General features: G+C 66.0%; 21 protein-coding genes. 10 read left to right on the top strand and 11 right to left on the bottom strand.

Translation table 11 applies throughout. The features are described 5' to 3' along the window. Positions 1-153 precede the first annotated feature (153 nt). Positions 154-807 carry a hypothetical protein gene (locus R9J51_RS22655; RefSeq protein WP_179562862.1) on the bottom strand — a complete coding sequence of 218 codons (654 nt, stop codon included), beginning with the start codon at positions 805-807 and terminating at the stop codon, positions 154-156. A 108-nt stretch (positions 808-915) separates the two neighbouring features. On the opposite strand from R9J51_RS22655, the gene R9J51_RS22650 reads away from it, so the two are divergent. Further along, positions 916-1,584 (top strand): response regulator, encoded by a 669-nt coding sequence (locus R9J51_RS22650; RefSeq protein ID WP_169475112.1) that lies wholly within the window; start codon positions 916-918, stop codon positions 1,582-1,584. Further along, the gene (locus R9J51_RS22645) at positions 1,581-2,906 is read left to right on the top strand and encodes a sensor histidine kinase (RefSeq protein ID WP_179562864.1); all 1,326 of its coding nucleotides are present in this window, start codon (positions 1,581-1,583) and stop codon (positions 2,904-2,906) included. Before R9J51_RS22650 ends, R9J51_RS22645 begins: the two co-directional genes overlap by 4 nt. 18 nt (positions 2,907-2,924) lie before the next feature. On the opposite strand, the gene R9J51_RS22640 is transcribed toward R9J51_RS22645, so the two are convergent. The 3 genes from R9J51_RS22640 to R9J51_RS22630 all read right to left on the bottom strand — a co-directional run bounded on the left by R9J51_RS22640 (position 2,925) and on the right by R9J51_RS22630 (position 5,064). Further along, the gene (locus R9J51_RS22640; protein ID WP_179563098.1) at positions 2,925-3,623 is read right to left on the bottom strand and encodes a pentapeptide repeat-containing protein; all 699 of its coding nucleotides are present in this window, start codon (positions 3,621-3,623) and stop codon (positions 2,925-2,927) included. 106 nt (positions 3,624-3,729) lie between these two features. Beyond that, positions 3,730-4,026 (bottom strand): putative quinol monooxygenase, encoded by a 297-nt coding sequence (locus tag R9J51_RS22635; RefSeq protein ID WP_179562866.1) that lies wholly within the window; start codon positions 4,024-4,026, stop codon positions 3,730-3,732. An 18-nt stretch (positions 4,027-4,044) separates the two neighbouring features. Then, positions 4,045-5,064, bottom strand: a complete 1,020-nt coding sequence (locus tag R9J51_RS22630; RefSeq protein WP_179562867.1) for a zinc-binding alcohol dehydrogenase family protein — start codon at positions 5,062-5,064, stop codon at positions 4,045-4,047. A gap of 99 nt (positions 5,065-5,163) precedes the next feature. Here R9J51_RS22630 and R9J51_RS22625 point away from each other — a divergent pair, with 99 nt between their 5' ends. After that, complete coding sequence (locus R9J51_RS22625; protein WP_179562869.1) at positions 5,164-5,538, top strand: winged helix-turn-helix transcriptional regulator; 375 nt, start codon at positions 5,164-5,166, stop codon at positions 5,536-5,538. Between the two features lie 52 nt (positions 5,539-5,590). Here R9J51_RS22625 and R9J51_RS22620 read toward each other — a convergent pair whose 3' ends face one another. Further along, positions 5,591-6,286: an HAD-IA family hydrolase gene (locus tag R9J51_RS22620; protein ID WP_179562871.1), complete on the bottom strand. Its 696-nt coding sequence runs from the start codon at positions 6,284-6,286 to the stop codon at positions 5,591-5,593. Between the two features lie 145 nt (positions 6,287-6,431). Beyond that, positions 6,432-7,328: a LysR family transcriptional regulator gene (locus tag R9J51_RS22615; protein ID WP_179562873.1), complete on the bottom strand. Its 897-nt coding sequence runs from the start codon at positions 7,326-7,328 to the stop codon at positions 6,432-6,434. Between the two features lie 113 nt (positions 7,329-7,441). Here R9J51_RS22615 and R9J51_RS22610 point away from each other — a divergent pair, with 113 nt between their 5' ends. The 4 genes from R9J51_RS22610 (at position 7,442) to R9J51_RS22595 (ending at position 11,999) form a co-directional block, all read left to right on the top strand. After that, positions 7,442-7,771, top strand: coding sequence for a nuclear transport factor 2 family protein (locus tag R9J51_RS22610; protein ID WP_179562875.1), 330 nt, complete (start codon positions 7,442-7,444; stop codon positions 7,769-7,771). After that, positions 7,768-8,547 (top strand): SDR family oxidoreductase, encoded by a 780-nt coding sequence (locus R9J51_RS22605; RefSeq protein ID WP_179562877.1) that lies wholly within the window; start codon positions 7,768-7,770, stop codon positions 8,545-8,547. The genes R9J51_RS22610 and R9J51_RS22605 overlap by 4 nt, the downstream gene beginning before the upstream one ends. A gap of 286 nt (positions 8,548-8,833) precedes the next feature. Next, a complete protein-coding gene (locus R9J51_RS22600) occupies positions 8,834-10,990 on the top strand; it encodes a TonB-dependent receptor domain-containing protein (protein ID WP_179562879.1) in 2,157 nt (718 codons plus the stop codon). A gap of 73 nt (positions 10,991-11,063) precedes the next feature. Further along, on the top strand, positions 11,064-11,999 hold the full coding sequence (locus tag R9J51_RS22595; RefSeq protein ID WP_179562881.1) for an alpha/beta hydrolase fold domain-containing protein: 936 nt from the start codon (positions 11,064-11,066) through the stop codon (positions 11,997-11,999). Here R9J51_RS22595 and R9J51_RS22590 read toward each other — a convergent pair. The 5 genes from R9J51_RS22590 to R9J51_RS22570 form a co-directional block, all read right to left on the bottom strand. Next, positions 11,990-13,417 (bottom strand): hypothetical protein, encoded by a 1,428-nt coding sequence (locus R9J51_RS22590; RefSeq protein WP_432788050.1) that lies wholly within the window; start codon positions 13,415-13,417, stop codon positions 11,990-11,992. The two genes, R9J51_RS22595 and R9J51_RS22590, sit on opposite strands and share 10 nt — an antisense overlap. Next, the gene (locus R9J51_RS22585) at positions 13,326-14,222 is read right to left on the bottom strand and encodes a LysR family transcriptional regulator (protein ID WP_179563101.1); all 897 of its coding nucleotides are present in this window, start codon (positions 14,220-14,222) and stop codon (positions 13,326-13,328) included. The genes R9J51_RS22590 and R9J51_RS22585 overlap by 92 nt, the downstream gene beginning before the upstream one ends. 105 nt (positions 14,223-14,327) lie before the next feature. Further along, positions 14,328-15,323: an aldo/keto reductase gene (locus R9J51_RS22580; RefSeq protein ID WP_179562883.1), complete on the bottom strand. Its 996-nt coding sequence runs from the start codon at positions 15,321-15,323 to the stop codon at positions 14,328-14,330. Between the two features lie 106 nt (positions 15,324-15,429). Beyond that, a complete protein-coding gene (locus R9J51_RS22575; RefSeq protein ID WP_179562885.1) occupies positions 15,430-15,891 on the bottom strand; it encodes a DUF3429 family protein in 462 nt (153 codons plus the stop codon). Between the two features lie 59 nt (positions 15,892-15,950). Continuing rightward, positions 15,951-18,341: a membrane-bound PQQ-dependent dehydrogenase, glucose/quinate/shikimate family gene (locus tag R9J51_RS22570; protein ID WP_179562887.1), complete on the bottom strand. Its 2,391-nt coding sequence runs from the start codon at positions 18,339-18,341 to the stop codon at positions 15,951-15,953. Positions 18,342-18,582: 241 nt separating this feature from the next. Here R9J51_RS22570 and R9J51_RS22565 point away from each other — a divergent pair, with 241 nt between their 5' ends. From R9J51_RS22565 to R9J51_RS22555, 3 genes are all read left to right on the top strand, one after another. Then, the gene (locus R9J51_RS22565) at positions 18,583-19,938 is read left to right on the top strand and encodes a dienelactone hydrolase (protein WP_179562889.1); all 1,356 of its coding nucleotides are present in this window, start codon (positions 18,583-18,585) and stop codon (positions 19,936-19,938) included. A 10-nt stretch (positions 19,939-19,948) separates the two neighbouring features. Further along, positions 19,949-21,832 carry a sulfotransferase family protein gene (locus tag R9J51_RS22560; protein ID WP_179562891.1) on the top strand — a complete coding sequence of 628 codons (1,884 nt, stop codon included), beginning with the start codon at positions 19,949-19,951 and terminating at the stop codon, positions 21,830-21,832. 138 nt (positions 21,833-21,970) lie between these two features. Beyond that, positions 21,971-24,445 carry a TonB-dependent receptor gene (locus tag R9J51_RS22555; RefSeq protein WP_432788049.1) on the top strand — a complete coding sequence of 825 codons (2,475 nt, stop codon included), beginning with the start codon at positions 21,971-21,973 and terminating at the stop codon, positions 24,443-24,445. The last annotated feature ends 34 nt before the right edge of the window (positions 24,446-24,479 follow it).

Raw genomic sequence — 24,479 nt, 5'->3', positions numbered from 1 at the left:
TTTCAGGGCATTACCAGATCGGGCCGATGCTGGCAATTCGCCGCACGCGCTGCGGCGCACCCGGCGCCGATCCTGCCGGCCGCGGGCCGGATGCCAGTCTGCTAAGGCTGAGGCGACAGCCGCGCCAAGCAATAGCGCGGCTGTCCAGGGTCATTACTTGGTGTCCAGCCCCGCGGGCGGCGCGGGCGGATTGGCCGGGCCGGGGCGATTGTCGGCGCGGCTGGCATCCGGCGGCGGTGGAGCGGGAGGCGCAGCGCCGCCATTGGGCAAGGGCGGCGGCGGCGGGTTTGCGCCCGTACCCGGCGGTAGCGGGTTGGGTCCGGCTCCCGGCGGCGGAGGAGGAGGGGGAGGGGGCGGCGGTGCGTCATGGCCCGGACCATGCGCCGGCGGAGGCGGAGGGGGCGGCGGCGGGCCGCCGACCTGGGTGACGCTGCCTTGTGGATCGACGAGATAAGAGGCGTGCATCTGGCCGTTCTCGTATCGACCCTGGACCATCACGGCGTTGCCCGAACGCATCTGGCTGGAACCGCCATGGCCGGCGTCAACCAGCAGGCGGCCGGTGTTGTCCTGCAGAATGAAGCGATCGCCATAGACTTCGGCGACCCGGCCCTTCACGGTGGTGATCCCGCTGCGCTGCGCCACTTTGGCGATTGCGGTGGGAAGCGTGGGCGCCATTTCCACCGTCGGCCGGGTAAGGGATACAGCGCCCGCGCCGGCAGCGCCGCCCAATGCGAACAACACGGCCATGCCACTGGCCAGCTTGACCCGATGCGGAATGTGCCGGACCGGTTTTTTCCAATCGACCATCTTTCAACTCCTTGGGTTGTCGATGGCGCTTTTCTATGATGCCTTGTCCGACGCAGCCTGAAGCTGGCGTTTCATGTTCGGTTTAACCTGCGGCGGTAATCTGCGGCCATGCGTATTTTGCTTGTCGAAGATGATCCCGACCTTGGCGAGGCAATCGCGCGCAAGCTGCGCAGCGAAAATTGCGCGGTCGATCTTGTCGACAACGGGATCGATGCCCAGCACCTTGGCGAAACCGAGCCTTACGATGCTGTGATCCTCGACTTGGGCCTGCCCGGCAAGGCGGGGGCGGCGGTGCTGGCAGACTGGCGCAAGGGCATGACGAGCGTGCCCGTTCTCGTGCTGACCGCGCGCGAGGCCTGGGCGGACAAGGTTTCCGCCTACAAGGCGGGCGCGGACGATTATCTGACCAAGCCCTTCCGCATCGAGGAACTGATGATGCGGTTGCGCGCCATCGTGCGGCGCGCCGCCGGGCATGCCAATCCCCACATGGTCTGCGGGCCACTGGTGTTCGAAAGCCAGACCGGGCAGTTCGAGCTGGACGGCCTGCCGCTGCGTCTCACCGCGTTCGAATGGAGAGTGCTTTCGCAACTGATGATGCGCCGGGAGGCGGTGGTCGAACGGCTCGACCTGATCGAGCGCATGTATGAAGGCGATGCGGACGTCGATTCCAACACGCTTGATGTCATCATCGGCCGCCTGCGTCGCAAGATCGGCGCAACGCTGATCGAGACCGTGCGCGGCCGGGGCTATCGCCTGACCGCGGGGGCAACGCCATGAAGCGCTGGTCGTTGCGGGCCCGGATGCTGGCGCTGTCGGCCGTGGCCACGGTGGTGGCACTGGGTATTGCGGGATGGTCTGTCGCGGGTATCCTCACCCATTTCGTCACCGAAGGGCTGGATCAGCGGCTCGATGCGCAGATCGCCCTGATGGCAGGCGCCGTGCGCGACGATGGGACGATCGACCGCACCCGCATCGAGCAACGGATCGGGATCATGACGCTGCGCCCGGAATGGCGCTGGCGGATCATCGGTCCGGATGGAGAGATCGGTTCGACGGATTTTCCCGCGCTCGACCCGGCGCCGCCACCACCGCCGGGCGAACCGCGTCCGCCGGCCGGCCTCTTGCCCGCGCCCTCGCTTCCGGTTCCGCGCGAGGGGATGGCGGGCGAAGGGCACGTTCATGCCCGGCAGGCAGTCATCAGCACCAGCCGCGGAACCGTAACGCTCATTGCCGCCGCGCCGCCGCAAGTGATCGCCCGGCCGATCCGTGCCGCGCTCGTGCCCCTGCTGTCTGTCATTGCCGTACTTGCCGTGCTGTTCACGCTGGCGGCGCTGTTCCAGCTGCGCCTTGCCCTGCGGCCCATTGCCCTCCTGCGCGAACAGCTTGGCGAAATTCGCCTTGGCACGCGAACGACAGTGGACGAGGATCAGCCTGCGGAACTCAAACCGCTCGCGGTCGAACTCAACGCCATGTCTTGCGAAAGCGCCGCAGCGCTCCATGCCGCTCGGGCGTCGGCGGCCAATCTCGCCCATGCGTTGAAGACCCCGGTGGCCACACTCGCGCTCACCGTCGAAGACAATCCCCAGGCGACCAGCCAGATCGCCCGGATCGAGAGCGTCATCCGCCATCATCTCGCCAGGGCACGGTCCGTGGCGGTGGCCCATCGCGCCAGGACGCTGCTGGCGCCTGCAATCGCCGATGTCACGGGCGTGATCCGCTCGCTGCATCCGGCCTTGGCCATATCCGTTGATGTGCCGGGCAGCCTCGCAGTGACCCTTGATGGACACGATCTGTCAGAAATCCTTGGCAATCTGCTCGACAACGCAGCGCGTCATGCGCGCACGGCCGTGTCGGTCAGCGCCTGGGCAGAGGGCGGGCGAATCCTGGTGGCCATCGAGGACGATGGACCAGGCATTGCGGCCGACCAGCGCGAACTGGCACTGCAGCCCGGCATCCGGCTGGACGAGACGCCACAGGGTGACGGGTTCGGGCTGGCGATCGTGCGCAACCTCGTTGCGCTCCACGGCGGTGGCCTGGATCTGCGCGAGGGGCAGCGCGGCGGTTTGCTCGTATACCTTTCCCTGCAGTCGGCCGGGTGACAGGGCGGGCCACGCCGCCTAGCCAAGCGTCAGGCCAAGTTCGGCGATCAATTGCGCGGCCTGGTCGCGGGATATGGTCGCGCCGCGAAACAAGGCAGCATCGACCAGGCGCAACCCGTCGAGTTGGGCCCCGCGCAAATCCGCCTTTTCAAAGCGCGCGCCGCCCAGCAACGCGTCGCGCAGGCTGCAGGCCTCGAACGTGGCGTCCCGGAAATCGACTTTGCGCAGATCGGCCTGGCTCAAATCTAGGCGCTGGAGATGCCTTTTGCGAAAGCTCAGGCCGGCCAGTTTGGCTCCGACCAGCAAGACTTCCTCGCAATGCAGGTCGATCGTCCGGGCATCGGTCAAGTCGGCGCCGGTGAGCTTGCAGCCGGTGATGCGCGTGCCGGTCAAGCGGGCATGGCGCAAATTGGCATTGTTGAAGTCGCACGACTGGATGGTGGCGTCTGACAAATCCGCGTTCAGGAAGACGGCAAACGGGCCACGGCAAGACAGCCATTGCGTGCGCTCAAGATTGGCGCCGGTCAGGTCTGCACTGCGCAGGCTGCAACGTTCAAATCGCCACCCGCCAAGATCAAGATCGGCCAGGTCCGCCTCGCCCAGATCGCAAGCGACAAGGTTGACTGTGCCCGCACCGTTCGCCGGCATGAGGGCGAGAATATCCGCGCGAGCCAGGGTGGCCCCTTCGACGGTTTGGGCAAAGGCGTTCCGGGGCATCATCGCGCCTGTTAAGGCCTTTCCAGCGCTTTGGTAAAGTGGCGCTTTGGCATGGCCGCCAGCCAGCGCCGGCCCTGCGGCGGCTGGCTGGCTGACACGGGCCGCGTTACAGCGCGCGCAGCCGTTCGAGCGCGAGTGGTTGCGCCAGCAATTCGCCCAGTTGCGCTGCCACGCCGCTCGATCCAAGCAAGGCGGCATGGGTGTCGAGCGCGGCCTGGGTTTCCCATGCCTCGACCATGACGATCACGCCCGGCGCATCCAGACTTTCGTGTGCGGCATAGGCGATGCAACCCGGTTCGGCCTGCACTTTGGGGATCAGGGCAAGCATGGCTTTTGCCAAAGCCGCCTCCTTGCCCGCTTGCGGCACCAGGCGGGCGATGAGGTGGACGGTCGTGTCGGTCATTGTTCGGGTCCTTTCGCTTCAGGCCCATCCTTGCAGCACGATCTTGCCGCGCGTGGTGTTGCTTTCGATCTGCTTGTGCGCCGCCATCAGGTTGGCGGCGTTGATCGGGCTCAGTGTCTGCGTCAGGGTGGTTCGAATCCGTTCGGCGTCAACCAGTTCGGCAACCGTATCGAGCAACTTGCCCTGCTCGGCCATGTCGGCCGTTTGGTACAGCGACCGGGTAAACATCAGTTCCCAATGGACCGATACCGACTTGCGCTTGAAGGCGATCACGTCGAGGCTGGACGGATCGTCGATCAGGGCAAAGCGGCCCTGCGGGGCGATCAGTTCGGCAATGTCGGCCAGATGACGGTCGGTGTGGGTCGTGGAAAACACCCAAGCCGGCGCGCCCAGGCCCAGCGCCGTGATTTGCGGGGCAAGCGGCTGCGCATGATCGATCACATGGTGCGCGCCCAGATCGCGCACCCAGTCCTGCGTTTCGGCGCGCGAAGCAGTGGCAATGATCGTCAGGTCTGTCAGCGCCCGCGCAAGTTGGATCGCAACAGAGCCAACACCACCTGCGCCGCCGATGATCAGGATCGCCTTTGCCGCGCCCGGCACCGGATCGGCCAGGCGCAACCGGTCGAACAGCGTTTCCCAGGCGGTAATGCTGGTGAGGGGAAGCGCGGCAGCCTGCGCCCAGTCCAGGCTTTGCGGCTTGTGGCCGACGATGCGTTCGTCGACGCGGTGATACTGCGCGTTGCTGCCATCCCGCGCGAGATCGCCGGCGTAGTAGACGGCATCGCCCGCCTTGAAGCGCGTGACGTCGGGTCCGACTGCTTCCACCACGCCCGCGGCATCCCAACCCAGCACGCGATAGTCAGCGCCGGCCAACGGCTTGGCTCCGGTGCGCACCTTGGTGTCGACAGGGTTTACCGAAACGGCGTGAACCGCGACGAGGATATCGTGCCCGGTGGGCTCGGGGCGGGGCAGTTCAATGTCGATCAGCGCGTCATTCCGGTCGATCGGGCCGGGATTTTGATAGCCGATGGCCTGCATGGGACTTCCTTTCCTGATGGTTGCCCCTAACTAGGTGCGGCGGCAGAACATGTCATACGCACAAAAACTGCCTATAGTATCAAAAAGGATAGCGTAACGATGGCCAAGGCTCGCCATTCCAGGCTCGATTGCACGCCCGGTTGCGCGGTGGAGGCCGCGGTGAGTTTGATCGACGGCAAGTGGAAGGCCGTGGCGCTCTTCCACCTTGAGGACGGGCCGATCCGCTTCAACGAATTGCGCCGCCGCGTGGGCGAGGTCACGCCCCGCATGTTGACCAACCAGTTGCGCGAGTTGGAAGCAGATGGCCTGATCGAGCGCGAGGTCTTCGCCCAGGTGCCGCCACGGGTCGAATATCGCCTGTCGCAGCGCGGGCAATCGCTTACTCCGATCATCGCTGCGCTTAAGGCGTGGGGCGATGCGAACATGGATCTGTTTGGCCGCAGACGCGAAGCGGGGCTTCCCGAACGGGACTGAGCCTTCAGCACGCCAGCGACACGGTCAGGTCAAAACAACGGGCCTGTGCCCATCATCCGGTGCGCAACCGATAGGATTGCGATGCTCCGTCAGGGCGGATCCACAGTTCTCCATCATCGGCGGCTTCGACCTGCAGCGCGCTGTAATCGCGAATGGCGGGATGGGGCGTTTCCACGGTGTGGGTGTGGGTCGCGGTGATCACCAGCACCAGGGCGCCCGCCCGTTCCGCTGCCAGAATGCCTGCAGCGGAATCCTCCAGCACGAGGCAGCGCTCGGCGGTGGTGCCAAGCTGCCGTGCGGCAAGCAGGAAGCAATCGGGGGCGGGCTTGCCGTGCTCGACATCCTCCGCCGCGATCAGGATGGGCGGATTGGGCAGTCCGGCGGCGGCAATCCTGCGCTGCGCCAGCGCGCGCGGGGCTGATGTCACCACGGCCCATTGCGCGCCGGGCAGCGAGGAAAGGAACGCGGCGCTGCCGGCAATGGCCTCGATCCCGTCCACGTCGTCAATTTCGGCCTGGGTGATCCTTGCGGCTTCGGTGACGGGATCGACGCCCGGCAACCCGAGCCGCCGGATCGTCTCGACTGATTGCACGCCATGGATGGTCTTGAGGAAAGCGTCCACATCGAGACCTTGGCCTGCAGCCCAGCGGCCCCAGATCCGTTCGGCGGTCGCTATCGAGTTGAGGATCGTGCCATCCATGTCGAGCAGAACGGCATCAATCGAATGAATTTCTGCTTCCGACGTCATGGTTTAGATCCTTTGGGCCCGTGTTTGCGGGATAGCTGCGATCGGTTGGCACGGCAACCGTGCTCCGCCGATGCCAAACCGAAGGGTGGGCGCGGTTCAAGCCGGCAAGGTGCTTGGCCGCCATGAAGCCCGGCGGCCGGAGGGGTCATCGATCGGCCAGTTCGCGGGCAAGATTCACGAAGGCCTGGAATGCGGCGGAAGAGTTGCGCCGGCTGGGGTAATATAGGCAGACCGGTGGCAGGGACGGGGTCCAGTCCGGCAGGATTTGGATCAGTCGCCCCGCGTCCAGGTCTTCGCGAACGTCGGATTCCATGAAATAGCCAATTCCCACGTTCTCCAGCACCGCCATGCGCGCAAGGGTCGCTTCATCCAGCGTGATCGGTCCGTCCACGTCGAGGTGCAGCAACTCTCCCGATCGCTGAAACTTCCAGCGGAAAAGGCCGCCATCCGGCAATCGCACGCGGATACATGCGTGATCGCGCAGATCGCCTGGATGCTGCGGCCGTCCATGCGCAGCAAAGTAGGCGGGCGAACCGACCACGGCAAAGCTGCGCGGCCCGCCCAGTGGCACGGCGATCATGTCGACCGGCACCATGTCCTGGCTGCGGATGCCGAAATCGTAGCCATCGGCAACGATATCCACCAGGCGTCCCTCGGTAACCAGGTCGACGTGAACACCAGGGTAGCGTTGCACGTATTCGCGGATCAACGGCGCGAATGCCTCGCGCGCGGCGGTTGCAAACGCATTGATGCGCAATGTGCCAGACGGCGTGCCCTGGTGCGAGCGGACCGCTTCCATCGCCTCGCGAATGATGTCGAGCGCGGGCCCCACTTGCTCCACGAAGGCGCGCCCGGCTTCGGTCAGCGCCACGCTGCGCGTGGTGCGGTTGAACAGGCGAACGCCCAGTTCCCGTTCGAGTTTGGCGATCGTGCTGCTCAACGCGGTCGTCGAGACGCCAAGTTCCAGGGCTGCAGCGCGGAATGATTTCCGGCGCGCAATGGCAAGCACGCTGGTCAGGCGCGTGAGGCCTGGATCAGCCATTGTACCGAAAATCAGGACAGCACATTCCGCCTTATCCTGATTATCGGGACGGTCGTCCATCGCTAAATCAGCAGGCGGAGGCGGTTTTGCCTCTCACCATCGGAGCACTGACCATGAGCCTTGCGCTACCTCTTCCCATCGCCCGCTATTTCACCGCAGACAAAAGCAAGGATGCAACCGCGATCGTGGCGGCCTTTATCGAGGACGCCATCGTCCGGGATGAAGGGCAAACTTATGTCGGGCACGCGGCGATCCGGCAATGGAAGGTCACCTCGTCCAGCAAGTACACGTATACCGTCGCGCCTTTCGCCCTGACCATCGACCAAGACGCAAGCATCGTCACCGCGCACCTTGCGGGCGATTTCCCGGGCAGTCCGGTCGATCTGCGTTACCGCTTCGTGCTTGCGGGAGACAGGATCGCCGGGCTGGAGATCACGCTGTGATGCCTTTCCTCGATCTGTCGGGCAAGAACGCGCTGATCACCTCGGGGACGCGCGGCACCGGCGCGGCCACCGTCAGCCTGTTTCGGGAATTGGGCGCGCGGGTCTTTACCTGTGCCAGGTCCGCGCCGTCGACCATGCCCGAAGACCAGTTCATGGCGGCCGATCTCACGACGCCCGAAGGAACCTCTGCCCTGGCCGAGGCGGCACGGCGACACTTGGGCGAGATCGACATCATCGTCCACTTGCTGGGCGGCTCATCCGCACCGGCGGGCGGGTTTGCCGCTTTGGGTGATGCGCAATGGTCGCGGGAGCTGCAGCTGAACCTGATGCCGGCGGTGCGCCTTGATCGTGCCCTCGTCCCCCACATGGTCTCGCGTGGCAGCGGCGTGGTCATCCACGTGACATCGATCCAGAGCCGGCTGCCCTTGCCCGAAGCGACGACAGCCTATGCCGCGGCCAAGGCTGCCTTGTCCACGTATAGCAAAAGCCTGTCCAAGGAGGTGTCGCCGCGCGGCGTGCGCGTGGTGCGGGTCTCGCCGGGCTGGATCGAAACAGAGGCCGCCGTCGCCCTGGCGCAACGGCTGGGCGAAGAGGCGGGTACCGACATGGCGGACGGCAAACGCCGGATCATGGCCTCGCTTGGCGGTATTCCGATCGGGCGTCCCTCATCTCCTGGCGAGGTGGCAAGCCTTATCGCATTCCTGGCCTCGGACCGCGCCGCGAGCATTACCGGCACGGAATTCGTGATCGATGGCGGGACCATACCAACCGCATGAACACACCGGGGCTTTGCGCGGATCGGCCCCTGTTGCACGCGCCGCCCGATTTGTCCGAAAACAGCGCCGGGCTTGTGTTTCCAGCACGAGCAATCGTGGTTGACACTCCTGCCCGCCGCACGGCCCCGACTATTCAAAATAGGCCGCTATTTAAATCCATCCCCTCGGGCCAGAAGCAGGCCAGCAACGATCGGCCGCCGCAAGCAGGCCGATCACGGGAGAGGGGAGCGATATGTTTCAAATCCAACGTAATTTTCGTGTCCGGGCGGCTGCGTCTGCAGGCGCCATGGCGCTGTCGCTGGCGGGGACCAGCGCCTTTGCCCAATCTGCAGCACTTGCCGGGCCGGCTCCAGCGCAGGCCGCGCCGGCGCCGGGTGAGATCGTCGTGACGGCGCAGCGCCGTTCGGAAAGCTCGCAAAAGGTGGCCATCGCGCTGACCGCCGTGGCCGGCGACCAACTCACCCAGAAAGCCGTGCTGGTGCAGCGCGATCTTCAGAATGTGGCGCCGGGCCTAACCATCACCAAGGCGGGGTTGACCGAATCCATCAATATCCGCGGCATCGGCCTGTCGAGCGGCTCGCCGCAAGTGGCCAATGGCGTGGCAACCTACGTCGATGGCCTGTTCCAGCCTCCGATCGCGCAAAGCTTTGACCTGTACGACATCCAGAGCATCGAAGTGCTGCGGGGCCCGCAGGGCACCCTGGTGGGGTCCAATTCCACCGGCGGCGCGATCTTCATCAATTCCAAGCGCCCCAAGCTGGGCGAATTGGGTGGCGATGTGACGGCCGAATATGGCAGCTACAACAATGTCCGCCTCAATGGCGCAATCAACGTGCCGGTGGGGGACAGCCTCGCCTTGCGCTTTGCCACCAACCAGCACTGGCGCGATTCCTATTATACCGACATCGGCCCGTACAAGAACCAGCCCGATAGCCTCAAGGAACACGATGAGCGGCTTTCCGCCCTCTATCAGTCTGGCGGGTTCACCGCCTATTGGAAGGGCGAACTGGCGCAGAAAAGCACGGGTGGCTATGCCTATCAGCCGATTGCGGGCACGCAGTTTGCCGCTGGCCGCCAGGCGACGCCTTACCAACTGAACTACGACACCAAGACCGCCAATTTCGAGCGCGCGTTCACCACGGCCCTGGAATTGAAGTACCAGACGCCCGGTGGCCTTGTGGTCCGCTCGGTGAGCGGGTACCAGAACAAGCGCGTGTGGAACGTCTATGACGTGGACGGCACCAACGTGTCGCAGGTTGTCGGGACCTTTGGCGCGCAGTATCAGGACCAATATGTTCGCGAGAAGGAATACTCGCAGGAAATCAACATCATTTCCCCGGATTCCAAACCGCTGAACTTTATCCTGGGCGGCTATTACCAGCACAACGATATCGACGTCCTGCTGCATTTCACCGGCACGGCCCCCTTCCCGATCGTGGTCAATCCGATGAACAGCAAGACCACGCTCGGTGCTTTTGCCCAGGCCAACTATCGCCTGACCGATAAACTGGAGATCCAGGCCGGTGCGCGCTATTCGCACTTCCATGTCGATGGCACGGGCGGCGTCTACCTGGGCGGGCCGCCATCTTCGGCCTTCCTGACGATTCCGCAGACCGGCACCGAGGCCGATGGCCGCATGACCGGCAAGATCGCGCTCAATTTCAAGCCCGATGCCGACAACATGCTCTATGTCTTTGCCGCGCGGGGCTACAAGCCGGGCGGGATCAACCCGCCGGGCGGGATGTTTGCCCCCGAAACGGTGTGGGACTTTGAAGCGGGTTGGAAATCAAGTTTCCTGAACCGTCGGGTGCGCACGCAGATTGGCGTGTTCTATAATAAATACAATAATTTCCAGATGGATGTGATCAGCCCGGCGTCTGGCCAGAACGGGGTGGTCAATCTTGCCAATGCCACGATCAAGGGCTTCGAGGGGCAGCTTCAGGCCAAGATCGCCGGTTTTGGCCTGGATGCCGGCGTGTCCTATGTGGATTCCCAGCTCAGCAGCGTGACGGTGATCAACAAATGGCAGGCTGGCGCGGCAACTGCGCAATTGCCCGCCTGCACCACCACGGTGACCAGCAATTGCTTTGCCTATGAATTCATCACGTCCAGTTCCGGGCCCAACCTGCTTTCGCCGAAGTGGACCTGGAACGCGGGGCTTGATTACACCTATGCGCTGGGCGCCGGGCGTTCGCTGGTGCCACGCGTCAACTATTCCTACATCGGCTCGCAATGGGCCTATGTGACCTATCTGCCGCAATACGATCTGATCAACGCGCGGCATCTGGTCAATGCCAGCATCACGCTCAACTGGGACAACTTCAAGGCCGAGCTGTATGGCACGAACCTGACCAAGGAATACTTCGTGACCGGGCAATCCGGCCTCAATGAATTCCGCGTCGCGCCGCGCGAGTTCGGTGTCCGCCTGGGGGCAAAGTTCTGATGCTGGGGCGATCGTCTGGTCAAGACGGCTGGGGAAACCCAGCCGCACCGGCACCGCTCATGGGGCCTGTGCCATGCCGCTGATTGCCGATACCATGGCGGGGGTTATGCAGCGGATGCTGGCGCCACGGCTGGCCCGGCCGGATGCTGCGCTCTTGTTCCCGGACATTCCGCGCCGGTGCCGGCACATCAGCATCCCGACGCCATTCGGGGCTGCTGCTGCAACGCTGTTCGCCCCACCTGCAATGGCAGGCTGCGTGCCCGTCCATGTCAACTTCCATGGCGGTGGCTACGTGATGGGGCACCCCGAGCAGGACGATCCGTTTTGCGCGTTCCTGGCGGAGCGTGCGGGGGTGTGCGTGCTCAACGTCGATTATGTCCTGGCGCCGCAGCAGCGGTTTCCCATTGCGGTAGAGCAGGCCTGTGCCGTGATCCGCTGGGTGGCCGACCAGGCGGCAGAGCAGCGCTGGGATGCCGATCGCTTGACGGTGGGAGGGCAAAGCGCCGGCGGTGGCCTGGCCGCCGCGGCCAGCCTGCTGCTGGCCCAGGCGGGTGCGCCGCGCATCGCCGCGCAAGTCTTGCACTATCCCCCGCTCGATCTCGTTACCCCGCCCGCGCACAAGCGCGCACGCGCGGCACGGCCTGCCATATCGCCGGGCGTCGCTCGCCTGTTCAACGCCGTCTATGTCCCGGATGTGGCCACGCGGGCAGACATGCGCGCGTCTCCTCTGGTGGGCGCGCCCGATGACGTGCTGGACAAGGTGGCCCCAGCCATCGTCATTACGGCCGGCCTCGACCTTCTGCAGGCGGAGGGTGCCGCCTATGCCCAGCGCCTGCGGGCACGCGGGCGCCTGCTCGACTATATCGACGTTCCCGATCAGGACCATGCGTACAACTTGCGCGGTGGCCCGCGCGATCTGGTGGAAGCGATCTATGCGCGGATCGCCGGGCACCTGGGCGGCCGCCTATCACCAAGCGTGGACGCTGCGCCTCTGGCCTTTCACCAGTAGTCCTGCAGCGCCAGCTGGCAGCGCCACTGCGCTTCATTGGGAGCATCCTGGCTGCCGCCAACCAGATGGGCGCGGATCTGGCGGCTGGCCTCGAATAGTTCGCGTGCTGCCGCCTCGGGCAGTTCGGCGCTGCGGGTTCGCCGGATGAGGATGGACCCAGCCATCGCCCGCGCGATGAAATGGAGCAGGCCATTGCCCGACATATCGGCAATGTCGCGGATGAAACCATACCAGTTTTGGCCAAGGGCAGTGGCATTGCGCGCCTGCTGCATTTGCTGAAACGACTGCTCCACCTTTGCCAGGCGCTGGGGATCCTGCCGCGCGCGGGCCAAATCGATCATGCCGATATTGGCCCGGTTGAGCACCGCGCGGCACCGTTCGGGCGAAACGGCATTGGCGATGAGAAAGGCGTTGATCGTATGCAGGGCGCGCCCCGCATGGGGCTCGCACGCAAAGACCCCGCCGCCCCGGCCGCGGCGCATGCTCACATGCTGGCCATCGGCCAGAATACGCACCGCCTCCACCGCCACTTCCAGGCTGGTGTCATATGCCGCCGCGATGCTGGCAAGCGAGCCCAGAAACGTCTCGCCAGGCGGCAACAAGGCGATCTGCTGGCGCAATTCGGCGGCCAGGCGATGGGCCCGTGACGGCGGACTATCGCTATTTGCGCGGGTTGGCCCGGTGGGGGCCGGCTGCGATGGTTCAGGCGCGCGCGCAGGGGGCGCATCCTCCAGCATCGCGTGTATCAGCCGCGCCAGAGGATCTTCCTGATCGGCGATTTCCCATTGCAGCCAGCGTCGCGCGTCGGCCATTGCCGCCACCGAACTTGTGGCCACGATCTCGCCGCGGATCGTGTCGAGCGTTTGATCCAGGCCCGGCAAGCATACCCGCAGGCCACCCATGCCTTTGCCACCGCGCCGCGGCTCCATGACGCCGCGCAGTTGCAGGATGCGGCTCGTCTGCCGCGCAACGCGGCGGCCCACGCCAAATGTGCTGGCCAGATTGCCTTCGGTAATCACCACCCTGTGGGAGGGCGTCAGGCAGATGGACTGTTCAATGCGGTCGGCAACGTTCGCGGGCGTCGATCCACCAAGGTCGTGGCCGTTGATGACGCGTCCGAACAGGTCCCGGGCACGCGACAGCGTCGGCGTATCAGCGATGGGCAACGCGCAATCCTGCACTGTGGTCACGACCCGTCCCCAAGCAGCCGCTTTCCGACACGGCTTGTTTTGCGAACGTGCCCGACAAATCCACGATCGGCAATGCCCGCGCGGTGCATTCGGCGCCGGGCGTGGCGGCCGGGTTTCACCAGCGCCAGAAAACCGGTCAATCGCCGCGATGGCGCAGCGCGTTGACCAGCAGCGCAAAGGCGGGGGAGGCCTGGCGCCGGCTGGGATAATAGAGGTGGTATCCGGCAAAGGGCGGGCACCAGTCTTCCAGCACGCGCACCAGCCGGCCCTTTGTCACGGCATCGGCAACGACATCGTCCAGCGTCATGATCAGGCCCAGGCCCGAAAGCGCGGCCTGGAGCAGCATGCCCGATCCGGCGAAAGTCAGTTGGCCGTCCACGCGCACGTTCATCACGCGCCCGTCGTGTTCGAATTCCCAGGCATAGAGCCCGCCGGTGCTGGGCATGCGCAAGTTGATGCAGTTGTGCTGCGCCAGGTCGTGCGGGGTCTGCGGGATCGGGTGGCGGTCGAAATAGGCGGGCGCGCCCACGCAGGCCATGCGCATGGTTGGCCCGATGCGCACCGCGATCATGTCGCGCGCGATCGCTTCGCCCAGGCGGATGCCCGCATCGAACCGCTCTTCGACGATATCGACGAAGCCGTTGTTGATGCTCACTTCCACATGGATATCGGGATATTCCGGCAGCAGGCGTTCCAGCGCCGGCCACAGCAGCGTGCGCGCGGCATGTTCGGACGCGGTGATGCGGATGTTGCCGGCCGGCTTGTCGCGCAGGTTGGTAAGTTCCTCGATCCCCGCGCCGATCTGATCGAGTGCGGGGGCAATCGTGGCCACGAGGCGTTCCCCCGCCTGCGTTGCCGAGACCGAGCGCGTGGTGCGGGTGAGCAGGCGCACGCCCAGCTTCTGTTCGAGCTTGCGCATGGCGTGGCTGAGCGCGGATTGCGAGACGCCAAGCCGGGCCGCCGCGCGCGTGAAGCTGCGTTCTTCGGCAAGGACGGCAAAGGCGGCAAGGTCGGCAAGATCGCTGCGGCCGATGGACATGAGGGAGCGGCGCCTTTCAGGCAGAAGAAGCGGTGGGCATCACGCATGATGCCCACCCTACCGGTTCAGGCCAAGCCCGGTGTGCGCGAAGCGCAGGGATTACAGCCCGGTGAGGGCCTCGAAGGCGGGGGTATAGCGCGCGCCCTGCACGGCAATGGCCGAAAGCCGCTCGGCAATGCGTGCCAGATCCGCCGCCGACAACGTGACATCGGCAGCGCCAAGGTTTTCTTCCAGCCGGTGCAACTTGGTGGTGCCGGGGATCGGCACGATGAACGGGCGCTGCGCCAGCAGCCAGGCCAGCGCGATCTGCGCCGGGGTGGCGCCGCGTTCGGCCGCAATGTCCTTGAGGCTGTCCACCAGCGCGAGGTTGGCCTGGAGCGCGTCTTGCTGGAAACGCGGCAAGCCGGCGCGGAAATCGCCGCTCGCCATGTCGGCCGTGCTGGTGATCGCGCCGGTGAGGAAACCCTTGCCCAGCGGCGAATAGGGCACCAGGCCGATGCCAAGCTCGTCGCACGCCTCAAGGATGCCGTTGGTTTCCACCTGGCGCGTCCACAGTGAATATTCGTTCTGCAGCATGGTGACGGGCTGCACCGCATGGGCCCGGCGCAGCGTGGCCGCGCTCGGCTCGCTCATGCCGAAATGGCGCACTTTGCCTTCGGCAATCAGGTCGCGCACGGTGCCGGCCACATCCTCGATCGGCACATTGGGATCGACGCGATGCTGATAGAACACGTCGAGCGTGTCCACGCGCAGCCGCTTGAGCGAGGCTTCGGCCACGGCGCGGATGTGGTCGGGCCGGCTGCAGACGCCGCGCATCGCGCCAGTAGCCGGGTCGATGTCGAACCCGAACTTCGTGGCGATCACCACTTCGCCCTGGAACGGCGCGAGCGCCTCGCCCACGGTTTCCTCGTTGGTGAACGGGCCATAGACTTCGGCCGTGTCGAAGAAGGTCACGCCGCGTTCCACCGCCGCGCGGATCAGGGCAATGCCCTGCGCCCGCGAAAGGGTATGGGCATAACCGAAGTCCAGCCCCATGCAGCCATAGCCAAGGGCCGAAACCGTGGGGCCGTGCTGGCCGAGCGTGCGGGTCTTCATGGATGTTCTCCTTGCAATCGAACGGGTGTTGCCAGCGTTCTACCGCAGGGAGACTTCACGCATTAGCTGAGGAAATGCGCATGAACCTATGCATGAAAATCATCAATCAGGCGAGCAGGCCGACCAGGATCGTCAATGTGCCAAGCCCGCTTGCCATGATCACGCGCAATTGCTGCCAGCCGGGGGGCAAGGCCAAGTTCTGGGCCATGTGCCGCGCGAGGGCGCGGTCGGCGAGCGGGCTGGCGAGCAGGAGCAAGCCAAGCGTGACCAGTTCCGGCGCCGGCCACGGCGCGCCCACGCACCAGGGCAGCAGCATGGCCCAGCCGATCAGGCTGGGCAGGACCGCCAAGGCATGAAACCAGGGCGCCGTTACCCCGCCCAGCAGCCCTGCCATCCACCACAGCCCACCCAGGAATGAAAGGATCAGCGCGGCATAGCAGCAGGCCGCGGCGAGCGCCGTCCACCGCGCCTCTCCGCCCGAAAGCGCCATGAACAGGCAGAACGCCTGCGGCAGGATACCGGCAAGGCCGAGGACGACAAGCGGACGGGGCAGGGATGTGATTGACATAGGGCGCAGCAAAGCACGATCGTCACCAACCCACGCAAGCTGACCTTTCGATACGCGCCTTACGATTTGGGCAGGGCATAGGCGATGATCGAATCCCCCAGCTTCGTCCCCAGCGAGCCATGGCCGCCGGCGACCACCACCACGAACTGCCGCCCGCTGGCCGGCGAACGATAGGTCATCGGCGTGGCCTGCGCGCCGGCGGGCAGCCGGGCGCGCCACAGCACGCGGCCGGTGGTGGTATCATAGGCGCGCAAGTAATAATCGAGCGAGGCGGCCATGAACGACAGGCCGCTGCCGGTCATCATCGGCCCGCCGAGCGAGGGCACGCCCAGCTTGAGCGGGATGGGCAGCGGGGTTTCATCGCGGATGGTGCCGTTGGCATGGCGCCACGCCACCTTGCCGCTGACCAGATCGATCCCCGCGACATAGCCCCACGGCGGCGATTGGCAAGGCAGGCCCAGGCGCGACAGGAACGGCCCCATCGACACGGCAAACGGCGCGCCGGCATTGGGGCTATAGCCATGTTCGGCCGAACCGCCGCGATCCGATGCGCCCGACGGGCCGCCCTTGCCACCTTTGGTGGCACCGGGCCCCTGCGGGATCAGGCGATCGACGAAGGCCATGTAGTTGGGATGGGCAAAGGCCACCTGGCGCACCGGGTCGATTGCCAGGCCGCCCCAGTCCATCACCCCGAAATTGCCGGGGAACACCAGCGTGCCGCGCGTGGAGGGCGGGGTAAACGGCCCTTCGTGGCGATAGCGGCGGAAGGCGATGCGACAGGCCATCTGGTCGAACAGCGTGGCGCCCCACATGTCCGCCTCGCGGATGCGCGGCGGCATCAGCGAAATGGCCGAGACCGGCTGGGTGGGCGCGGTGAAATCGCCCGGCGCAGCGCCGCCCGGCACGCGCATCTCGCGGACCGGCTGGATGGGTTGGCCAGTGCGGCGATCGAGCACGAAGATATTGCCGGTCTTGGTCGATTGCACCAGCGCGGGCACGCGGCCCTTGCCGGGAATGGTCAGGTCCACCAGCGCGGGCTGGGCGGGCACGTCCATGTCCCACAGATCGTGGTGCACGGTCTGGAATACCCAGCGCGGGTGGCCGGTCTTGATGTCGAGCGCCAGGATCGATGTGGCGAAGCGTTCGGTTTCGGGCGGGCGCTTGCCACCCCACTGGTCCACCGCGCCCATGCCCATCGGCAGATAGAGCAGGCCAAGGTCTTCGTCTGCCGCCGCCGTGCTCCAGCTGTTGGGCGTGGAGGGCACGGGCGGATGGTTGGGGCCAAGCGGCGCCGTGTCTTCCGGCCGGCCTGGATCGAACGCCCATGCGGGCTTGCCGCTCGCAACGTCGAAAGCCTGGATCGCGCCCGAGGGCATGTGGACCGAGGCGTTGTCATAGATCGCGCCACCCACCACCACAAGGCCACGGGTGACCAAGGGCGCCGACGTGAACTGGAACCAGCCGGGCTTGAGGCCCGGCCCGGTGACGGCCAGATTGACGGCGCCGCCCTGGCCAAAACCGGTGCACAGCCGCCCGGTGTGCGCGTCGAGCGCGATCAGGCGTGCATCGGCCGTCGCCATGATGATCCGTTGCGGGCACGATCCATCTGCGCTGTGCGCGGCGCCGGGCCAGTTGGCATCGTGATAGGAAACACCGCGGCAGGTCAGGTGCTGGACATTGGCCGGCACTTGCAGGTGAGGATCGAATTTCCAGCGGGTCGCCCCGGTTTCCGCGTCGAGCGCCAGGACCATGTTGTGCGGCGTGCAGGCATAGAGCGTGTCACCCACCTTGATCGGAGTGAGTTCATAGGTGATTTCTTCCGGATCGCCCGCCCGGCGGGTGTCGCCCGTGTCCACGCGCCAGGCCTGCTTGAGACCGGTGACGTTGGCGGGGGTGATCTGGGTGAGGGGGGACCATTTGGTGCCGGCCCAGGTGTGGCCATAGGCCAGCCAATCGCCCGCATCGGTGCCTGCCGCCAGTGCCGGGGCCGGCCCGCGCGCGCCGGGGAGCTGGCCATCCCATTCGTGCGGGCTGCGCGCCATGCTGGCCAGGCCGACGAGGGCGGCCAGCGCCAGGCTGAGCGCCAGGGGACCGGCGTTGCGCAACCAGCCGGGCCGGGCCGATGCCAGGCGCCGGGTGATGAAGGGCAGCAGCAGGATGCCGCCGAGGATGAAGATCACGTCGCCGCGCGGGACCAGCCCCCACCAATCAAGGCCCACTTCGGCCAGGGCCCAGGCGAGCGTGGCGAGGACCAGCACGGCGTAGAGATGCAGGGCGGCAACGCGCCGCTGCCACAGCAGCACGGCGCAAGCGAGCAGCGCCACGCCCGCCATGCCATGGAACCAGCTGCCCCCCTCGCTCGCCAGCCAGATGCCGCCGCCCAGCAGGGTCAGGCCGCATAGGCCAAGCACGATGGCCATGATCGCCAGGGCTTTGGTGGTCTTGCGCATTGCCGAATTTTCCCTGTTAGCGCCGATGCTTGTCGCGCCTTTCGGGTGGGCAACGAATTGTGCGGCGCAGCGTTCCGCGCCAGGCTTGCGATTGTGTTTGCGCCCTTCTTGCCGCCATCGGGCTTGCCAGCCACGCGCAATGACACGAAAGCAATGGCAGATGCCTTTACGAGATAGGGCGCCGGCGCGCCCAGGCCATAGCATTGCCGTGGCAAGCGAACCGGCACGCGCGAGGAGGATCATGACGCAGGCAAGGCAGCGGGGCCCCATCGATCGGGGCATGGCGGGGTTCGGGCGCGGCGCGATGGCGCTGGCCTTGGCCCTGGCGGGTGCCATGGGCGCAGCGCCCGTGCCGGCAGTGGCGCAGGTCGCACCGGGGCAAAGCGAGCCCGGACTGCCCGAACTGGCCGCGCCCGGTGCCTATGTGCCGGGGACGATGACACGCACGATCGTGGCGACGGGGCAACTCGATGCCGCGGCCGCTGTCGCGGCGGGCAAGGCGGTGCCGGGCACGCGCACCTTGCCCTTGCGCATCTGGTACCCCGCCCGGGCCAAGGCCGACGCACGCACGGTGACCTACGCCGCCAGCCTGACCGCAGAACCGCCCCGGCCGCCAGTGCATTTCACCATCGCCGGGCGCGCCGTGGCCGATGCACCACCGGCCGGCCAGGGCTTTCCGCTGGTGGTGCTCTCGCACGGGTTCGACAACGATCCGGTGATGCTGCGCTGGCTGGGTGAGAACCTCGCCAGCAAGGGCTATGTCGTGGTGGCCATCGCCCACCACGATGGGCCGATCACCCAGGCCAGCGGCGCCATTCCCATGATGTTGCGCCGCCCATTGGATGTGGTGCTCACGCTGCAACGCCTGCGCGCCGGGCTGCTGGGATCGTTGGCCGCCACCGACCAGGTGGCGCTGATCGGCTATTCCTTTGGCGGCTATGGCGTGCTCACGGCGGCCGGGGCGCGGCTTGATCCGGCCGGCCCATGGGCGGCGCGCCTGCCGGCCGCACTGCGCGCCGACTATACCGGCGACGGGCCGCGCGCGGAGGATTTGCGCGTGCCCGGCATCGCCGCCGTCGTGGCCATTTCGCCGGCCGGAGGCGGCGCGCAATCGGCCTGGGGCGCCGGGCTGGCCCAGCTTCACGCCCCGCTGCTGGTCCTGGCGGGAACCGCCGATCGCACCGTGGGCTATGATCCGGGCCCCGCCACCATCTTTGCCGGCGCAACCGGGGCGGATCGCACGCTCCTGGCGTTCCAGGGCGCCGGCCATGCACTGGGCACCGATCCCGCGCCGGTGCAGATGCGGCAAGCGTTGTGGGACATGGACTGGTTCGAGGATCCGGTATGGCGCAAGGCGCGCCTCAACGGCATCAGCCTGCATTTCATCACCGCGTTTTTGGCGGTGAATCTCCAGCACCAGGCCGCGATGCAGGCCTATTTCGATGTGCCGCAGGAACGGTCTGACGGGGCAGGCTGGACCGGCGCCGAAACGCCCTATGCCGCGATCAGCGCCGGCGGCACCAATCCCACCTGGAAGGGCTTTGTGCGCAACCACCAGAACGGATTGCTGTTGCGGCACATGGCACCAGCGCCCTGATCGGCTGCACGTGACGCTCGACCGCGCCAAGGCCCTGTTATCCCACGATCCGGCGCAGGCCCGTGACTTGGCCCTGCGCGCCGGGCCGGGGCTGGAAGCGCGCTTTGTCGCGGCAGCCGCGACGCGCCGCTGCGGGGATGCCGATGGCGCACTGCGCCTGCTGGCAATGCTGCCGCAAACCCGCGCCTGGGGTGTCCATTACGAACGTGGCGCCGCCCATGCCATGCTCGGGCAAGGGCAAGCGGCGCTGGCCGCGCTGGAAACCGCGCACCGGCTCAATCCGCAATCGGCGATCGCCGCGCATGCGCTGGCCGGGCAACTGCGCGTGCTGGGTCAACCCATGGTGCCGGCGCTGGACCAGGCACGGGCCGCCATCGTGGCCCAGGGGGCTGCCCTGCCGGGGGTGGATCGTCGCGATCCATGCTGGCTGCACCTGCTTGCCGATGCCGCCGTGGCGCAGGGCAACGACGATGCGGCAGAGGAATGGCTGCGCGCCGCGCTGGCGCTGGCACCGGCCTATGATGCCGCCGCACTCGATCTGGCCATGCTTTACGAGCGCCAGCAGCGCGGGCCCGAGGCGCTCGCGCTGGCCAGTCCGCTGGCCGCGCGCCATCCCGCCAACCCGGCGCTCCACGGGCTGGCTGCAGCCGCGCATCTCCATGCCGGCGACGTGGACCAGGCGCTGGCCGCGCTCGATGCGGCGCTGGTTCTGGCACCGGGGCAGGCCGGCCTGTGGCAAGTGCGCGGGCACGCCCTGGCGGCGGCGGGTGACGTGGCCGGGGCCGTGGCGGCCTATCGCCAGGCCCTCGAACACGCGCCGCACCAGGCCGAGCCTTGGTGGAACCTTGCCAATCTCAAGACCTTCCGCTTTTCCCTGGCAGACCGCGCCGCGATGGAACGGGCCATGGCCGATGCGGCCTTGCCACCGGCCCAGGCCGCACACCTGCATTTCGCGCTGGGCCGTGCCGCGCTCGATGCGGCAGAGCCCGCCCGCGCGATGGACCATTTCCATCGCGGCAATGCCATGCGCCGTGCCCAGGTGCCGTTCGACATTGCCGCGCACGAGGCGTTCGTGGCTGGCACGATCGCCACGCTGACGCCTGATTTCCTGGCCCGGCGCGCCGATTGGGGCGATCCGCGCCGGGGCCCGGTCTTCATCGTCGGCCTGCCGCGCAGTGGCTCCACCCTGGTGGAGCAAATCCTGGCCAGCCATCCGGCGGTGGAGGGCCTGTCCGAACTGTCGGACTTTACCGTGCTTGCCCGGCAGCTGACCCGCCGCCTGATCCAGCAGGGTCGCGCGCACGATCGCGTATCCGCGCTGGCGGCGATCACCGCGCAAGAAGCGCGCGGGCTGGGCGAAAGCTATCTGGCGCGCGTGGCGTGCCTGCGGCAAAGCGGGCGGCCCCTGTTCGTGGACAAGGCGCCGGGCAACCTGTTCAACCTGCCGCTTATCCGCCTGGCACTGCCCAATGCCCGCATCATCCACGTCACGCGCGATCCCATGGCGTGCGGTTTTTCACTTTACACCCAGGATTTCGCCGCCGGGCAGGGGTACAGCTATGATCTTGTCACGCTTGGCCGCTATTGCCGCAGTGCGACGGCCTTGGCCGCGCATGGGCACAAGGTGATGGCGCAGGCGATGATGCAGGTTTCCTATGAGGCGATCGTTGACGATCTGGAAGGCCAGGTGCGCCGCCTGCTGGATCACTGCGACCTGCCCTATAGCCCGGAAACACTGCGTTTTTTTGAAAACCGCAGGGCGGTGCGCACGATCAGCGCGCAACAGGTGCGCCAACCGCTGCACCGCGCTGGCCTGGCCCGCTGGCAGGCCTGTGCCCCCTGGCTCGGCGCCTTGGAGCAGGCCTTTGTGACAGGGGATGACAAAATCCGATGAGCGCATGCGATTAACACAGTTGTTGCACGCCAGCATGGTGCGAAGCTGGCGGGGCGCGAAAACGGGCGCCGGCCCAGGTGGCCGAGCGGGTGGAGGGCACCCGCACGGGGAGTCAAATCAGAACAAGCGAGGGGTATAATGAAAACCTGCGAATCCCTTTCCACCATGCCGTGCGCCCGCGTGGCCGCCCGGCTCATGGCAACCACGGCCATCCTGTCTTGCGCCGTCGTGGTGGCCGCGCCTGCTTTGGCCGAAGACCAGGCCGCCACGCCCAGCGCCAAGGTCGAGGACATCGTCGTCACTGCCAGCCGATCGGGCGCGGAATCGGTGCAGAAGGTGCCGATTGCCATTTCGGTGGTGAACGTCGACACGATCACCAAGTCGGGCCAGGGCAACCTGTCAGACCTGCAGCGCTTCGTGCCCTCGCTGTCGATCACGGAAAGCGCGCCGGGTTTCAACAAGTTCAACATGCGCGGGCTTTCCACCGGCGGCTACCGCACGTCCGATACCTCGGACCGTTCGCTGGTGGCGGTCTATCTCGATGACACGCCGATTTCGGTGCAGGGCCAGACCCCCGATCTCAAGGTCTATGACCTGGAACGCGTGGAAGTGCTGCGCGGCCCGCAGGGCACGCTCTATGGCGCCGGATCGATGGCCGGCACGGTGCGCTTCGTCACGGCCAAGCCGCGTGCCGATGAAGTGAGCGGGTCGATCGAAGGATCGGCCGCCACCACCGAGCATGGCGCGGCCAGCACCAGCGTCCGCGGCATGGTCAACCTGCCGCTGGTGAAAGACCAGCTGGCGGTGCGCGCCAATGTCTATGTTGGCCGCGATGGCGGGTTCATCGACAATGTCGGCGCCTATGCCGGCAAGAACCGCAACAGCAACACCACCGAGCAGGCCCGCGTCGCCCTGCGCTGGACACCCAGCACCGCGTTCACGTTCGACGCTGCGTTCACCTATGAACACAGCAAGGCCAATGGCCTCAACACCGGCATGAGCGGGCTGGCCGACTACACCACGTTCACCAATGGCCCCGAAGGAACGAGCGACAAGTTCCGTCTTTACCAGGCCTCTGCCGATTATGACCTGGGCGGCGTGCACCTGATCGTCAGCGGCGCGCATACCGATCGCGACGTGGGCTACCTGGCCAGCACCGAGCCGACGATCGGCTATTTCTTCCAGGATTACAGCGGGGGCACGCTGCCCGTCAGCAGCAGCACTTATCCGCTCTACAAGGCGCCGACCAGCTTCGATCCGGCGGTCAGCAAGCTGATCCCCTACGAACAGTACATGATCAACCAGAAGATCAAGGACACGATGGTCGAAGCACGCCTGGCTTCCGACAATACCGGCGCCCTGAAATGGACGGCGGGCGTGTTCTATGAAAAGCAGGTCCGCCACCTGGTTCAGGACATTCCCGTCGCCGGGTTCGATACGCTGTCCTACATGAACTATTTCTATGGCCCGTTCCCGCAGACCGCCAATGGCCTCTATGATTCCAAGGCGGTGGACAAGGCGTTCAATTCCAACGACATCTTTTCCGGCCTGCAGGATACCGACGAACACCAGTTCGCCGCCTATGCCGATGCCACCTGGCATGTGACCGACAAGCTCGATCTGTCGGGCGGGTTGCGGTACTTCAATTTCAAGGAAAAGTATTACCTGTTCGAAAGCGGCGTCTATGGCGTGATCGACCATGTGCCGCTGGAACAGAACGCCACGCTCAAGTCCAACGGCGTGAACCCGCGCGCCAATGTGTCGTACAAGGCGAGCCAGGATTTCATGGTCTATGCCGAAGTGGCCAAGGGCTTCCGCTATGGCGGCGCGAACCAGCCGGTGCCGATCGGCGACACCGGGATTGCCGGCACCTGCAAGAACAACCTGGCATCCTATGGCTATAGCTCGGCGCCCAACACCTTTGGGCCCGACAAGCTGTGGAACTATACCGTGGGCGAAAAGGCGCGCCTGGCCGATGGCAAGGTGACGTTCAACGCCAGCGCGTTCTGGATCGACTGGAGCGACGTGCAGACTCGCCTGCTGCTCGATTGCTCGTACTTCTTCACCGACAACAAGGGCAAGATCCGCTCCAAGGGCCTGGAACTGGAAACCACGGTCAAGCTGAGCCCCGAAGTGACGTTCTCGGGCTTTGCCTCGTACACGGACTCGCGCGCCAACGGGAACATCCCGACGGTGGGCGCTTTCGACGGCAACCGCACGCCCTATTTCCCGCAATGGACGGCCTCGGCCTCGCTGTTCTACGATCGCATGATCGGCACCGACCAGTCGATCCACTTGCGTGCCAGCTATCAGTTCCAGGGTGACCAGTTCACCACGTTCAATCCCTACAAGACCAAGATCACCAATGGCGAGTTGGTGACCGATGGGTTGAGCGCCACTTTTGCCCGCATACCCGAACAGCACAATGTCAGCGCCTCGATCAGCTATGACATCGGCCGGCTCGAACTGGGCCTGTTCGGCAATAACCTGGTCAACGGCGTAAAGTATGTCGATGTCGCCCGGGCCACCTACTACAAGGTCTACCAGCCCGGCGACCGCATTTCCTGGGCACGCCCCCGCACCATCGGGGTGCGGGCGCGCTATACGTTCTGAGCTGGCATCGCGGCGGGGAAGGGGCAGCCCCCTT

Source organism: Novosphingobium rhizosphaerae, from assembly GCF_050920675.1.
In the GTDB taxonomy this organism is placed as follows: domain Bacteria; phylum Pseudomonadota; class Alphaproteobacteria; order Sphingomonadales; family Sphingomonadaceae; genus Novosphingobium; species Novosphingobium rhizosphaerae.
Note: the sequence above shows the minus strand (reverse complement) of the source record. Positions and strands in the feature narration are given on the sequence as shown.